This is a genomic window from Gemella haemolysans (genome assembly GCF_012273215.1).
In the GTDB taxonomy this organism is placed as follows: domain Bacteria; phylum Bacillota; class Bacilli; order Staphylococcales; family Gemellaceae; genus Gemella; species Gemella haemolysans_A.
This window is the reverse complement of the sequence record NZ_CP050965.1, coordinates 563,759-579,150: the sequence shown is the minus strand read 5'-3', so window position 1 is coordinate 579,150 and position 15,392 is coordinate 563,759. Positions and strand designations below refer to the sequence as shown.

General features: G+C 31.6%; 10 protein-coding genes. 1 reads left to right on the top strand and 9 read right to left on the bottom strand.

Annotation, left to right across the window (positions count from 1 at the left end; all coding sequences use genetic code 11):
* Positions 1 to 104: 104 nt before the first annotated feature.
* The 5 genes from ppc to yaaA form a co-directional block, all read right to left on the bottom strand.
* Positions 105 to 2,795 carry a phosphoenolpyruvate carboxylase gene (gene ppc, locus FOC48_RS02815; protein WP_003146319.1) on the bottom strand — a complete coding sequence of 897 codons (2,691 nt, stop codon included), beginning with the start codon at positions 2,793 to 2,795 and terminating at the stop codon, positions 105 to 107.
* A 362-nt stretch (positions 2,796 to 3,157) separates the two neighbouring features.
* Positions 3,158 to 5,605: a DNA gyrase subunit A gene (gene gyrA / locus FOC48_RS02810; RefSeq protein ID WP_003146321.1), complete on the bottom strand. Its 2,448-nt coding sequence runs from the start codon at positions 5,603 to 5,605 to the stop codon at positions 3,158 to 3,160.
* 16 nt (positions 5,606 to 5,621) lie between these two features.
* The gene (gyrB, locus tag FOC48_RS02805; protein ID WP_003146322.1) at positions 5,622 to 7,538 is read right to left on the bottom strand and encodes a DNA topoisomerase (ATP-hydrolyzing) subunit B; all 1,917 of its coding nucleotides are present in this window, start codon (positions 7,536 to 7,538) and stop codon (positions 5,622 to 5,624) included.
* Positions 7,539 to 7,579: 41 nt separating this feature from the next.
* Entirely contained in the window at positions 7,580 to 8,668 is a 1,089-nt protein-coding gene (gene recF / locus FOC48_RS02800) for a DNA replication/repair protein RecF (RefSeq protein WP_231291932.1), read from the bottom strand.
* Between the two features lie 37 nt (positions 8,669 to 8,705).
* Positions 8,706 to 8,921 carry a S4 domain-containing protein YaaA gene (gene yaaA / locus FOC48_RS02795; protein ID WP_003146324.1) on the bottom strand — a complete coding sequence of 72 codons (216 nt, stop codon included), beginning with the start codon at positions 8,919 to 8,921 and terminating at the stop codon, positions 8,706 to 8,708.
* 377 nt (positions 8,922 to 9,298) lie between these two features.
* On the opposite strand from yaaA, the gene FOC48_RS02790 reads away from it, so the two are divergent.
* Positions 9,299 to 10,117, top strand: a complete 819-nt coding sequence (locus FOC48_RS02790) for a choline/ethanolamine kinase family protein (protein ID WP_003146325.1) — start codon at positions 9,299 to 9,301, stop codon at positions 10,115 to 10,117.
* A 128-nt stretch (positions 10,118 to 10,245) separates the two neighbouring features.
* On the opposite strand, the gene rplT is transcribed toward FOC48_RS02790, so the two are convergent.
* The 4 genes from rplT to rpoC form a co-directional block, all read right to left on the bottom strand.
* Positions 10,246 to 10,605, bottom strand: coding sequence for a 50S ribosomal protein L20 (rplT, locus tag FOC48_RS02785; RefSeq protein ID WP_003146326.1), 360 nt, complete (start codon positions 10,603 to 10,605; stop codon positions 10,246 to 10,248).
* Between the two features lie 63 nt (positions 10,606 to 10,668).
* Positions 10,669 to 10,863 carry a 50S ribosomal protein L35 gene (rpmI, locus tag FOC48_RS02780; protein ID WP_003145690.1) on the bottom strand — a complete coding sequence of 65 codons (195 nt, stop codon included), beginning with the start codon at positions 10,861 to 10,863 and terminating at the stop codon, positions 10,669 to 10,671.
* Positions 10,864 to 10,889: 26 nt separating this feature from the next.
* Complete coding sequence (gene infC, locus FOC48_RS02775) at positions 10,890 to 11,417, bottom strand: translation initiation factor IF-3 (protein ID WP_003145601.1); 528 nt, start codon at positions 11,415 to 11,417, stop codon at positions 10,890 to 10,892.
* A 236-nt stretch (positions 11,418 to 11,653) separates the two neighbouring features.
* The gene (gene rpoC, locus FOC48_RS02770; protein WP_003146327.1) at positions 11,654 to 15,334 is read right to left on the bottom strand and encodes a DNA-directed RNA polymerase subunit beta'; all 3,681 of its coding nucleotides are present in this window, start codon (positions 15,332 to 15,334) and stop codon (positions 11,654 to 11,656) included.
* Positions 15,335 to 15,392 lie beyond the last annotated feature (58 nt).

Genomic DNA, 15,392 nt, shown 5'->3' with positions numbered 1-15,392 from the left:
TATTCTTTTTGTATCTTCATTTAGGTATTTTTCAGAATTATAAATGATTAGGAAGCCGTAAAAATAGACACTAAGACTGATTCAATCTTAGTGTCATTTTTATATTATCCTGAGTTTCTAAGTCCAGTAGCAACTCCGTTAATTGTTATGTGAATTGTATTAATTTGAGATTCTGGCAATTTACCTTCTCTTGCACGTTTAATCAATTCCACTTGTAGTAAGTTTAGAGTATTAAAGTATTGTAACCTATTTTCTAAACTTCGAGTTAAATATGTATTATCTTCTAAGAACTCTTTGTGTTCTGAAATTTCTAGTACTACTTGTTTAGTCAAGTTCCACTCTCTTAGAATTTCTTCGTATACATTTTTAGTTTCTTCATTATTACATAGATTTGCATATTCTTTTGCAATATCCATATCTGATTTTGACATAACCATATCTACATTTGATAATAATGATGTAAAGAATGGCCATTGTTTATACATAGAACGTAGCTTTTCAATATTTGCTTTGTCTTTATTGATAAAATTAGAGAATGCTGTTCCTACTCCATACCAACCTGGAAGCATAATTCTACTTTGTGACCATGAAAATACCCAAGGAATAGCCCTTAAGCCACCGATATCCGTAATTTTCTTACGTGATGCTGGACGAGAACCTATATTTAAACTTGATATTTCTTTAATTGGGGTTGCCTCAAAGAAATAATTGTAGAAGTTTGGATTTTCAAACACTAACTCACGGTATTTACTATAACTATCATCAACGATTTCATCCATAATGATTTGAATTTCTGGAATATCTCTAATGTCAGTATTCACTTTATCGGCATTCATTCTTTGAATTACAGCAGAGAATAATGCTTCTAGATTATAATAAGCAGCATCACTATTTCCATACTTAGCAGCTATAATTTCCCCTTGTTCCGTAAGTCGGATCCTATCTTGAACACTTCCTAGTGGTTGTGAAATAATCGCATCATAACTTGGTCCTCCACCTCGACCTACAGTACCACCACGACCGTGGAAGAATGTAACTTTGATATTGTGTTTCTCACCAAGCGAAGAAAGTTCTTGTTGAGCTTTATATAAAGACCATCCTGATGATAAATATCCACCATCTTTGTTACTATCTGAATATCCTAACATTATTTCTTGGTATCGACCATTATCACTCACCCATTTTTTCACTATATCTAAGCTTAAGTATTTATCCATAACTTCATATGAATTTTCTAAGTCTTCAATTGTTTCAAATAATGGTACGAGTTGTAACCTAGCAAAATCACTACCTACTAATCCAACTTCTTTAAGCATAATCGCTAGTTCTAATAAATCTGACACACTAGTCGTATGAGATATAATGTTTTGTTTAATAACATTGTCTCCAAGTTTATCTTTTAATTTTCTAGCTGTTCTAAAAATAGCAAGCTCTTTTCTTAATTCTTCTGATTGTTTATCTTCATCATTAATACTTAGAGGACGTGGATCTTCTTCTAATTGTTTTAATAACAATTTACATTTTTCATCTTCACTTAAAGAACTATAGTCTTTTTCAATATTAGCACTTCTTAGTAATTCTGCTACAGAAGCTTCATAGACACTTGAATCTTGACGCATATCTATACTTGCTAAATAGAATCCAAAGATTTTCACAACATTTAGTAATTCCTCAAATTCTCCAGTGATTAATATTTCACCTTTATTTTCTAATAAAGATGTTTTTATTACTTCTAAATCATTAATAAATTCTAATGATGTTAAGTACTTTTCTCCAATTTCCTTATCATTAAGTAAGAATTCTTTAGTATTTTCAAGTTTTTCTTTAATATAAAATATTGCTCTTCTATATGGTTCTTTTTCTCTATATACTGATGAATCATTAGAACGATTAGCTAATTCTTCTAATTCTTTGCTTTCTTGAATATATTGAGTCGACATTGAGAATGTTCTATATAAACTTTCTAATTTATCTAAATAATAATTAGATATAAGTTCACACTGTTTCATCGCTGATAAATTCAGTGTTTCAGCTGTTACAAACGGGTTACCATCACGGTCTCCACCAATCCACATTCCCATAGTTATCGGTGTTTCATTTTTTAAATCAATATTATTTTCTTCTAATAACAGCTTATACTCAGTCATTAGTTTTCCAATTGCTTTTATGAAAGATAAATTATAATACTCTAATACGTTTGTAATCTCATTTGCTACTTTTAGTTTTTTCTCACGAATAATATCACTTTGTATTAATATTTCGATATGTTTTTGGATTGAATTTCTCCATTTTCTTTCATTAATTAAACCATTTTTCACATCTCTATGTTTTCTTAATAATGAGTGTAATTTTTCAGTTAAATCAAGAATTGTTTTGCGTTGAACCTGTGTAGGGTGTGCTGTTAATACTGGTACAACATTAATATTATCTAAAATATTTTTATCTTTAATATTTTTTATTGAATCAGATAACTTACCTATGTAAGACTCACCAGAGTTATTTTTATAGTTTACCTCATAAGCTAAGTCAACATCTTCGGCAATATTAATTAAAAGAGGTAAAACTGAGAAGAAGTTAGCAACAATTTCCATTTCCTCTTGTGTTAAGTCTTTAATAATAAGATTTAATTTTTCATAATTTTTCTGATCTGCTAATGATTTCAATTCTACTATCTTTTGAAAAGTTTCTTCTGAAATTAATTTTTGAGTTGCTTTCAATAACATTTCAGTAAGAATCTGAATCTCCTCTTGGATAATATTTTCATTTACATTGCTTTCTAGTCTTGTTTTTTGCATCTAGTTACTCCTTGATAAGATTTTTACTAATAAAGTTTATTTTATCAGTTTTAACTACATATTCCATTATAAAACTTTTTTAGAAATAACACAATGAATTTTGAGAATTTTTTTCATTTTCTCATGCATTTTACTAACTTTTTTTGTTTTTTTAATTTTATTGTTCCTATTTTGTTTTATCAAATAATATTTTATACTATATCTAAAAATTCTAATAATATTCTAATATTCACATGATTTATCATTCTAATAACTAGAAGATTAAATTGGTAGTTTTTAATTTCTATACATAAAAAATCGAGGAATTTGAAAGTGAAATTTTATCAATCTTACTTTCAATAATTTCCTCGATTTATATTTTATTATTCTTCTTCGTAGATTTCTTCTTTCGCTGCTAATGTAACAGTTGCTACTTTTTGATCATCAACAAGATTAATTACTTTAACACCTGTCGCTGTTCTTCCAAGTGTGCTAATTGTTGAAACGTCTATTCTAATAATAATTCCTTGATCAGTCATAATCATTAAATCTTCGTTTCCTGCGATTGATTTAACCGCTACAATCTTACCTGTTTTCTTAGTAACTTTCGCTACTTTAACACCTTTTCCGCCACGGTTAATTACATTGAATTCCGTAGATTTAGAAATTTTACCAATACCATTTTCTGTTACTGTTAAAATTTTCTTAGACTCATCAACAACTTCCATACCTACTACATAGTCATCTGGAGAAAGTGTAATACCTTTAACACCACGACTTACACGTCCCATTGTACGGACTTTTTCAGCATTAATTCTAATTGCTTGTCCATTTGCTGTAACAATCATAATATCTTGATCATCAGTAATTCTTTGAACATCAATTAGTGAGTCGTCTTCATCAAGTTTAAGAGCAATCTTACCTTTCTTAAGGATACTTGCGTAATCTCCTAATTTAGATTTCTTAATGATACCATATTTAGTTGAGAAGATTAAGCTTGTTCCTTCTTCTTGAAGATCAGATATTGCAATAATAGAGTTTACTTTCTCTTCTTTTTCAATTTCTAATAAGTTAATGATAGGTATTCCTTTAGATTGTCTACTCATTTGGTTAATTTCATAACCTTTAAGAGTATAAACCTTACCTTTATCTGTAAAGAATAGAATATGATCGTGAGTTGAACAACTTAGCATATAAGCTACATTATCCTCATCGTTTGTAGTCATACCATTTACTCCGCGTCCACCACGACCTTGAGATTTATAAGTACTTGCAGCAAGACGTTTAATGTATTGGTTATGGGATAGAGTAATTATAATTTGTTCTTTTTCGATTAAATCTTCATTTTCGATTTGATCTACTTGTCCTTCGATAATTACACTACGACGTTTATCTCCGAATTTTTCTTTAACTTCTAATAATTCATCTTTAACTATTTGAATTACACGCTCTGGTTTAGCTAGAATATCTTCTAAATCAGCGATAAGTTCCATAAGTTTGCTGTACTCTTCTTCAATCTTATCGCGTTCTAAACCTGTAAGTCTTTGAAGACGCATATCTAGGATAGCTTGAGCTTGAATTTCAGTTAATCCGAATTGATCTATTAAGCCAGCTTTTGCTTCTTCAGCAGTTTGTGATCCACGAATTAAGCTAATAATTCTATCTATATTGTCTAAAGCAATTCTTAAACCTTCTAATATGTGAGCACGCGCCTGAGCTTTTTTAAGATCGAATTTAGTTCTTCTAACTACTACTTCTTTTTGGTGTTCTAGATAGTAGTAAAGTACTTCTTTAAGATTTAATAACTTAGGTACTCCATTTACAAGAGCAATCATGTTAACACCAAATGAACTTTGTAATGGCGTTAATTTGTATAAATTATTTAAAATTACGTTACTATTAACATCACGACGTAATTCTATTACAATTCTTATACCTTTTAGGTTACTTTCATCACGAAGGTCTGTAACACCTTCTATTTTTTTATCACGAGCTAATTCAGCAATTTTTTCTACTAATTTAGCTTTGTTTACTTGGTAAGGAATTTCTGTAATAACAATTCTTTCTTTACCATTTTTCATTTGTTCAATTTCAGTTTTACCACGCATTATTACAGAACCACGTCCTGTTGTGTAGGCTTTAACTATTCCACTACGACCTAATAAGAATGAGCCTGTTGGGAAGTCTGGTCCTTTTATCTTAGACATAAGTTCAGCAATAGTTATTTCAGAGTTATCTGCTAATGCGATTACTCCATCGATAACTTCGCCTAAGTTGTGTGGCGGAATGTTAGTCGCCATACCAACTGCAATACCACTACTTCCGTTAACTAATAAGTTAGGTATCCTTGCTGGTAATACTTTTGGTTCTTGTTTAGTACCATCATAGTTATCTTGCATATCAACTGTATCTTTGTTAATATCACGAAGTAGTTCAGAAGCAATTTTACTCATTCTTGCTTCTGTATAACGCATCGCAGCAGCTCCATCTCCATCGATAGAACCAAAGTTCCCTTGTCCATCTACTAAAGGATATCTACTGTTGAAATCTTGCGCTAAACGTACAATTGTACCGTATGTTGCAGAGTCACCGTGTGGGTGATACTTCGCCATTACTTCCCCTACAACAAAGGCACTTTTTTTGTAAGGTTTATCATATGTTAACCCTAAGTCATTAAAAGCATAAAGTATCCTTCTATGAACTGGTTTTAACCCGTCACGTACATCTGGTAAGGCACGTGATACAATAACACTCATTGAATAATCTAAGAATGAATTTTCAATTTCAGTCGTTATGTTTCTTAAGGTAATATTATTTTTATTATCTTCCATGTTCTATCCTTTCTTTCTAAATGTCTAAGTTTATAACATTTAGAGCATTATCTTCGATGAATTTACGTCTTGGTTCTACTTTTTCACCCATTAACGTATCAAATGCTGCATCCGCTCTTTGAGCATCATCAATACTTACTTGATACATTAAACGATGTTCTGGATCCATTGTAGTATCCCATAGTTCTTCTGCATTCATCTCTCCAAGACCTTTGTATCGTTGAACAGTGTACTTCTTATCTCCAGCATGTTCTTCAATATTTTGTTTAAGCTCTTCTTCTGTATGACAGTAGAATTCTTTTTTACCTACTTTTAGACCATATAGAGGTGGTCTAGCGATATATACATATCCTTCATCGATAAGTTCTCTCATATATCTGAAGAAGAATGTTAATAATAATGTTCTAATGTGACTTCCATCGACATCGGCATCGGTCATGATAACAATTTTATGATAACGAAGTTTATCAATATTTAATGTTTCTCCAATTCCCATACCAATAGCTGTAATTAATGAACGTACTTCGTCATTAGCTAATACTTTATCTATTCTTACTTTCTCTACGTTCAGAATTTTACCTTTTAATGGTAAAATGGCTTGGAATTTACTATTACGTCCAAGTTTTGCACTTCCTCCCGCAGAGTCCCCTTCGACTAGGAATAGTTCACATTCAGCTGCATCTTTACTCGAACAGTCAGCTAGTTTCCCAGGAAGGTTTGTAAATTCTAAAGCATTTTTACGACGTGTAGATTCACGAGCTTTTTTAGCTGCAATTCTAGCACGTGATGCTTGAAGTCCTTTTTCAACTATTATTTTTGCTATTTTTGGATTTTCTAGTAAGAATCTATCTAATTCTTCAGAGAATAACTTATTAGTAATTGTACTCATCTCTGAGTTACCTAGTTTAGTTTTTGTTTGTCCTTCGAACTGTGGATTTGGGTGTTTAATTGAGATAATCGCAACAAGTCCTTCACGAACGTCATCACCTGTTAATGACTCTTTGTCTTTAATAAGTTTATTCTTTTTACCATACGAGTTGATGATTCTTGTAAGTGCTGTTTTAAATCCACTTTCGTGAGTTCCACCCTCATGTGTATTAATGTTATTAGCATAACTTAATACATTGCTAGAATATCCTGTGTTATATTGCATTGAGATTTCAACTTCTTTTCCATCCATCTCACCATGCACATAAATTGCTTCGTGTAAAGCATCTTTATTTTCATTTAACATTTCTACATATTCTAATAATCCACCTTCATAGTAGAAAGTCTCTTCTTTTTCTTGTCCTTCTCTTTCATCTTTAAGTATAATTGTTATACCTTTATTTAAGAAAGCAAGTTCTCTAATACGTGTTCTTAAAATATCGTAATCATATACTGTTGTTTCTTGGAAAATTTCTGGATCTGCTTTAAAACGAATAGTCGTTCCAGTTCTATCAGTATTTCCTACTACTGTAATTCCTTGAACTACATCTCCTCGTTCAAACTTCATTGTATGGATTTTCCCATCACGATGAACTGAAGCTTCTAGATTCGTAGATAAAGCATTTACTACACTGGCACCTACCCCGTGAAGACCACCTGATACTTTATATCCGCCTCCACCGAATTTACCTCCGGCGTGAAGTACTGTAAGAATTACTTCAAGCGCTGGTTTTCCAGTTTGTTCTTGAATATCTACTGGAATACCACGTCCATTATCTTCTACTCTTATCCAATTTCCTTTTTCAATTGCAACTGTTATTGTGTCACAATATCCGGCTAAGGCTTCATCTATAGAGTTATCTACAATTTCCCAAACAAGGTGGTGTAGACCTTTACTAGATGTAGAACCGATATACATACCTGGTCTTACCCTAACGGCTTCAAGTCCTTCAAGAACCTGAATCTGATCGGCATTATATTCTTGTATTTGTTTTTTTTCTACCATGATTTTTCCTTTCATTTTAGTAAATTTATAAAATAAATTTTCTAGATTAATTCACTAATATTTCCATTTTCTATTTTGAAAACTTTAGCTTTTTTTAATAAATCTTCTTTAATATCTGATATCGAAGGTGTTGTAATGAATGTTTGTACATTTTCATTAATTGCATCTAATAATTTTAGTTGTCTATTTTTATCTAATTCACTTAGTACATCATCTAAAAGTAAAACTGGATAAGTACCTGTTTTCGATTTTAGATAATTTATCTCAGCTAATTTAAGTGATAATACGATGCTTCGTTGTTGTCCTTGTGATGCATACATTTTTGCATCAAGATCATTTATATAGAATTCAAGGTCATCTTGATGCGGTCCTATTTTAGTACTACCGCGCATTATATCATCAAAGAATTTTTTCATCATAACTTTAGTTAAATTCTCTTCAGTAAATCCTTCATCTGTTATATCAGCTATATTTAAGGATTCTAGAACTGAACTTTTGTATCTGATTTTTAGTGATTCTTGACCATTAGATATATTCATCATATTTTTATAGGTCAATTCTGAAATATCTTGAACAAACGATACTCTTTCTTTTGTTATATATATAGCCACTTTAGCTAATTGAGAAGTAAGCGTCTCTAAATACGCAAGAGACATCTCATCCTTTGGATTTTTCCTCATATCTTTTAAATAAGAATTTCTCTGCTTTAATAAATGTTGGTACATTAAATAATACTTATGATAAATACGTGAGAACTGATAAAATTCTCTGTTTATAAACTCTCTTCTAAGTGACGGAGATCCTTTTACTAATTGTAAATCTTCTGGAGAAAATAATACTACATTAAGCTCTCCTACAAAATCTGTTAGTTTAGTCTTCTTTACTCCTGCAATTTTAGCACTTTTTCCTTTATTACTTATACCTAACATAATATCGAGATTCTTGTCATTTTTATTAACTACACATGACATCGCAGTGGCAGTTTCGCCAAACATTATGCATTCACTATCACTTTTTGTTCGGTAACTGCGTCCAAGCGCTAAACAAAAAATAGATTCTATAATATTAGTTTTTCCATTCGCATTGTTTCCTACTAAAACATTAAGCGAGGGATGTACATCTATATTCATTGATAAATAATTTCGAAAGTACAGTAATTTTAAACTCTTAATTCTCATTAATAATTATGAATTCATTTCCTTCTAATTTAATAATATCGTTTGAATATAACTTTTTCCCTCGTCTATTTTCTAGTTCTCCGTTTAACTCAACTTCTACATCTTGTAAAAAGTACTTAGCCTCTCCTCCAGAACCTATGAAACCTTCTAACTTTAAAAATTGTGCTAATGTGATATATTCACTATTAATAAAAACTTCTTTCATTTTACACCTCCTAAGTATTTAAAAATGAAACTCTATGTATATAAATATATTTTATATACTTTAATTATACCAAATTTCTACGTTTTTTTCAACAATACTCCATTTATTTTATTATTATGTAATTCAAAATTAACTATATATATCAGCTATTCTCACAGTTTAGAAACTATAATAGTTCACATAAAAAACATCATAAAAATTTATGATTATAAATTACTATTTTTTGAAAGTTATTATAAAATAAATAGTATTTTAATACAAAAATTTATTTTTCTTAATGAATATATTGAAATCGTTTTTCTTTCATATTTATTACCTATATTGTATAATAAAAGTGAAAAGTATATTAAATTTCTGAAATAAAGGAGGGGTATTTTATGTACAGCATAGAGAAATTGGAAAAAATACTAAATGAAAAAGTGTATTCTATCGAAGAAACAAGCTATGGAGTTACTAATAATAATTATATTGTTACTACTGATAAAAATAAATACTTCTATAGAACATCGAAAGATTCAACAAAAATAGTTAATAAAGAAAATGAAAAAGAGGCACTAATGTTATTATCAAATGAACCCTATTTTTTAAAACCAGTCTATATTAACAACAATAATTTAATAACTGTGTTCCAAACAAATCCTAAAACTTTTATTTCACAAAGAAGTTTATCAAATATTGTAAGAATAGGAAAACTTTTAAAAGAGTTTCATTCAAAAAAATTCCAAGCTGAAAATACTTTTAATCCTATAGATCAATTTAATAGTTACTATAATCAAATCGATGAATTGCCTTACGGATTAGACGATTATATGTATATAATAGATGAATTCAAAATACTATACAAAGCTGATAGACTATGCCATAACGATTTAGTAGAAGGTAATTTCCTATTCTCTAAAGATGCTTTATACTTAATCGATTTTGAATATGCTGGATATAATGATTACTACTTTGATATTGCAAGTTTCATCTCTGAAAATGATTTAAGCTATGAAGAAACAATAACGTTCTTAAAATCATATTTTACTGATGAAGAATGTAATTATAATAAATTAAAAGTCTTCTTAAAATTTTGTGATTTACTTTGGTATACATGGGCTACACTGTTATATGAAAAAAGAAATGAAGAAATATATAATGAAATAGCTAAAGATAAGCTTCATAGATTAAAGAATCCAAGAAAAATAGTCTACTAACTAATAAATATGACAAAAACTCAAGATAAGAATTATTTTCTTAACTTGAGTTTCATTATATCTTAAATTTATCCTAAGAAAAAAGGTTACTTACAAAATTATGTAAGTAACCTTTTAATTAATTTTTATTATTTAGCTAAAGCTGCTTTAGCTTGTTCACAAATACTTGCGAATCCAGCTGCGTCGTGGATAGCGATTTCTGATAACATTTTTCTGTTAATATCGATTCCAGCAACTTTAAGTCCGTTCATTAGACGGCTGTAAGATAATCCGTTTAATCTTGCAGCTGCATTAATACGAACGATCCATAATCTTCTGAAGTTACGTTTTGTTTGACGACGGTCTCTGAAAGCATACATTCCTGATTTCATTACTTGTTGCTTAGCAACTTTGAATAATGTATGTTTTGAACCAAAATATCCTTTAGCTAGTTTTAAAACTTTTTTACGGCGACGACGAGTCACAGTTCCACCTTTAACACGTGGCATATCTAATTCCTCCTTATGTATAACTTAAATAAGTATTTACGCTATAATTAATCTTCTTTAATATTATTTAACTAATAAAGTTCTAATACGTTTGTAATCACCACGAGATACTAATGAAGCTTTACGTAAGTGACGTTTTTGTTTAGTAGTTTTTCTTGAAAACCAGTGAGAAGTATAAGCACGGCTACGTTTTAATTTACCGCTAGCTGTTTTTTTCACACGTTTTGCTAAACCACGGTGAGATTTCATTTTTGGCATTATCAAATTCCTCCTATATTAAACCTTTATTTCTCTTTTTTTGGTGCTAGAACTAAGAACATACTGCGACCTTCCATTTTAGGTTTTTGTTCGACAGTAGCTATATCGCTAGCTTCGTTAGAAAAGTTTTCTAAAACTTTCTGTCCAATTTCTTTGTGGGTGATTGCTCTCCCTTTAAAACGAATAGAAACTTTAACTTTGTCTTCTTTTGCTAAGAATTTACGTGCATTTTTCAACTTAGTTTCAAAATCGTGCTTTTCAATTGTTGGAGATAATCTTATCTCTTTTGTTGTTACGATTTTTTGTTTCTTACGTGCTTCTTTTTCTTTCTTCTGTTGTTCAAATTTGAACTTACCGTAGTTCATAATTTTTGCAACTGGTGTTTTAGCATTTGGAGCTACTAGAACAACATCTAGGTTCATACGCTCTGCAATTTGCATAGCTTCTGCCTTAGTTTTAACTCCTAATTGTTCTCCATTTTGGCTAATTAAAAGAAACTCTTTCGCTTTAATACCTTCATTTACTTGTGCAGTATCTTTACTAATGATCAGCACCTCCTATTTATAAATTCATTAAATACTAAAAGCATTAAAAAAAAACTGAGTGCAAAACACCCAGCATAAAATTCTACATTTCATCTACATTAACCTGTACAATCAAAATTGGCAGGTGAGAAACGGGTGCTTCTACTTTTGTATTCAACATTATTTATTTTACATATTTTTTCTAGATTTGTCAATAGGAATATAATATTTTTTTTATATTCCTATTAACTTTTATCTATTTTTTATTAAATAGAACCTAATTCTTCGTGTAATTCTTCTTCAATTGGTCTACTTAATTCATTATTAACTTCAGTTTCTAATGATTTTTCTGCTTTAATATCAACATCATTGTATCTTGGCATTCCTGTTCCTGCTGGAATTAGCTTACCAATAATAACGTTCTCTTTAAGTCCCATAAGTTTATCAACTTTTCCTTTAACAGCTGCATCTGTAAGAACACGAGTTGTTTCTTGGAATGAGGCTGCAGATAAGAAACTTTCTGTTTCTAATGAAGCTTTAGTGATACCTAGGATAACAGGTTTAGCTGTCGCCATATTACCTCTTGCTTCAAGAATTTTTTTGTTTTCATCTGTAAATTTGTGAATATCAACTAATGAACCTGGAAGTAAATCAGTATCTCCAGCATTGATTACACGTACTTTTCTTAACATTTGACGTACCATAACCTCAACGTGTTTATCACTGATTTCTACCCCTTGCATACGGTAAACTTTTTGTACCTCAGTTAATAGATAGCTTTGAACAGCTTCTAACCCTGCAATTGATAGCAATTCTTTTGGTTCAATAGAACCTTCTGTTAAAGCTTGACCACGTTTAACTTTATCATCTTCTTTAACTAACATACGGCTTGCACCATAGTCTTGATATTCTCTTTCTTCACCGATTTCACTTAATACGTAAATTCTACGTACGTGGTTATTATCGATTTCTACTTTTGTAACTGTTCCATCAACTTCTGAGATTAATGCCTTACCTTTAGGATTACGTGCTTCAAATAACTCTTGAATACGAGGTAAACCTTGTGTGATATCGGCACCGGCAACCCCACCTGTGTGGAACGTACGCATTGTAAGCTGTGTACCAGGTTCTCCGATAGATTGAGCGGCAATTGTACCAACTGCTTCCCCAACTTCTACTTTTTCACCTGTTGCTAAGTTTTTACCGTAACATTTCTCACAAACACCGTGACGTGAGTTACATGTAAATGCTGATCTAATAACAACACTTTCGATTCCAGCTGCTTCAATTTCTTTAGCTGTATCTAATGTAATTAATTGACCATCTTCAACGATAACTTTTCCAGTCTCTGGGTGAACAACAGTTTCTTTACTGTATCTACCTTCAAGACGTTCTTGTAAGCTTTCGATTTCATCTGTTCCATTTTTAAGTGCTGCAACTCTTAATCCACGAGATGTACCACAGTCGTTTTCGCGAACGATAACATCTTGTGCAACGTCAACAAGACGACGAGTTAAGTAACCTGAATCGGCTGTTTTAAGGGCTGTATCGGCAAGACCTTTACGCGCACCGTGAGAGGAAATGAAGAACTCTAATACTGTTAATCCTTCTTTAAATGATGAACGTACTGGCATCTCCATAATACGTCCTGATGGAGAAGCCATCAGACCACGCATTCCGGCTAACTGAGTAAAGTTTGACGCGTTACCACGGGCTCCAGAGTCACTCATCATATAAATTGGGTTAGTAGCTGGAAGAGAGTCCATAAGTTGATCTTGGATAATATCTTTTGCTTTTGCCCATTGAGCAATAACGTTTTGATATCTTTCTTCTTCTGTTAATAGACCACGTCTATATAATGTTGTAATCTTATCAACATTAGCTTGTGAGTCTGCTAAGATTTCATATTTGTTAGGTAGGACGAATACGTCACTTACCCCAACTGTAATACCAGCTCTTGAAGAGTATTTGAATCCTAAGTCTTTCATTCTGTCTAACATCATAGATGTTTCTGTGATGTGGAATCTATTGAAGATTTCAGAAATGATTTTTGATAAGAATCCTTTTTTAAATGGTGTCGCTGGTTCTTGTTCAGCTATATAAGCTTTTAATCCACCTTCTGTTAAGTCAGATGGTGCTACGAAATATTTATCAGGAGTCGCTGTTTCTAAGTTTTCCTTAGTAGGTTCATTTAAGAATGGGAATCCTTCTGGTAATATATCGTTGAAAATTACTTTACCAATTGTAGTAACAAGTAATTTTTTGTTTTGTTCTTCTGTAAACGTTGGGTTTTCAAAAGATTTAGCTGCAATACCTACACGAGTGTGAAGGTGAATATATCCATTTTGGTATGCAATTCTTGCTTCATCAGCATCTTTGAAAATCATACCTTCCCCTACTGCTCCAGGTCTTTCTAGTGTTAGGTAGTAGTTACCTAATACCATATCCTGAGACGGTGTAACTACTGGTTTACCATCTTTAGGGTTAAGGATGTTTTGTGCAGCTAACATTAGCATACGTGCTTCTGCTTGAGCTTCTTTTGATAAAGGAACGTGAACGGCCATTTGGTCACCATCGAAGTCGGCGTTAAATGCTGTTGTTACAAGAGGGTGAAGTCGAATAGCACGGCCTTCAACTAAGATTGGTTCGAATGCTTGGATACCAAGTCTGTGAAGAGTCGGGGCACGGTTAAGTAATACTGGGTGCTCACGAATAATATCTTCTAAGATATCCCAAACATGATCTTCCATTCTTTCGATTTGGTTTTTAGCATTTTTAATGTTATTAGCTAATTCACGTTTAACTAATTCACGCATAACAAATGGTTTGAATAATTCAAGAGCCATTTCTTTAGGTAATCCACATTGGTACATTTTTAGGTTTGGACCAACTACGATTACTGAACGTCCAGAATAGTCAACACGTTTACCTAATAAGTTTTGACGGAAACGACCGTGTTTACCTTTTAACATATTAGATAATGATTTTAATGTTCTGTTACCTGGACCTGTTACAGGACGGCCACGACGTCCGTTATCGATTAATGCATCAACTGCTTCTTGTAACATACGTTTTTCGTTTTGTACGATTAGCCCTGGTGCTTTAAGTTCGATAAGCTTTTTCAGACGGTTGTTACGGTTAATTACACGTCTGTATAAATCGTTTAAGTCACTTGTTGCAAAACGTCCACCATCTAATTGAACCATTGGTCTTAATTCTGGTGGGATAACTGGTAATACAGTCATAATCATCCATTCTGGTTTATTTCCAGAGTGTTTAAACGCTTCGAATACTTCAACACGTTTGATAATTTTTACAACTTTTTGACCTGATTTATAGTTACTTTCACTTAATTCTTTAAGTTCATTTTTAAGGTCTTTAAGTTCTTTTTCAATGTCTAACTCAGCTAAAAGGTCACGAATAGCTTCAGCACCCATTTTAGCTACGAAAGAGTTTGCTCCAAATGTGCTACGTGCTTCACGTACTTCACGTTCAGAAACGATTTGTTTTTTCATGAAGTCAGTTTCACCTGGATCGATAACAATATAAGAAGCAAAGTAAATTACTTCTTCTAATTGTCTTGGACTAAGGTCAAGTAGAAGACCCATTCTACTTGGAATACCTTTGAAATACCAAATGTGGCTGACTGGGGCAGCTAATTCTAAGTGCCCCATTCTTTCACGACGAACTTTAGCTAAAGTTACGTCAACTCCACATTTATCACATTTTATGTTTTTATATCTTACTCGTTTGTACTTTCCACAAGCACATTCCCAGTCTTTAGTTGGACCAAAGATTCTTTCACAGAATAGTCCATCATTTTCTGGTTTTAAAGTTCTATAGTTAATAGTTTCAGGTTTTTTAACCTCTCCATAAGACCAACTTCTGATTTTTTCAGGAGAAGCTAAACTAATTTTCATATATGCAAAATTATTTACGTCTATCAAGGAGCATACCTCCTTTATTTTTTTGTATAAATGCCTTGAATAGTTCTTTGTGATTGAT

Excerpts from the sequence above, each read along its gene's own strand:
- recF (WP_231291932.1), bottom strand. The coding sequence starts at position 8,668 with ATGAATATAGATGTACATCCCTCGCTTAATGTTTTAGTAGGAAACAAT.
- gyrB (WP_003146322.1), bottom strand. The coding sequence starts at position 7,538 with ATGGTAGAAAAAAAACAAATACAAGAATATAATGCCGATCAGATTCAG.
- rpmI (WP_003145690.1), bottom strand. The coding sequence starts at position 10,863 with ATGCCAAAAATGAAATCTCACCGTGGTTTAGCAAAACGTGTGAAAAAA.
- yaaA (WP_003146324.1), bottom strand. The coding sequence starts at position 8,921 with ATGAAAGAAGTTTTTATTAATAGTGAATATATCACATTAGCACAATTT.
- ppc (WP_003146319.1), bottom strand. The coding sequence starts at position 2,795 with ATGCAAAAAACAAGACTAGAAAGCAATGTAAATGAAAATATTATCCAA.
- rplT (WP_003146326.1), bottom strand. The coding sequence starts at position 10,605 with ATGCCACGTGTTAAAGGTGGAACTGTGACTCGTCGTCGCCGTAAAAAA.
- FOC48_RS02790 (WP_003146325.1), top strand. The coding sequence starts at position 9,299 with ATGTACAGCATAGAGAAATTGGAAAAAATACTAAATGAAAAAGTGTAT.
- gyrA (WP_003146321.1), bottom strand. The coding sequence starts at position 5,605 with ATGGAAGATAATAAAAATAATATTACCTTAAGAAACATAACGACTGAA.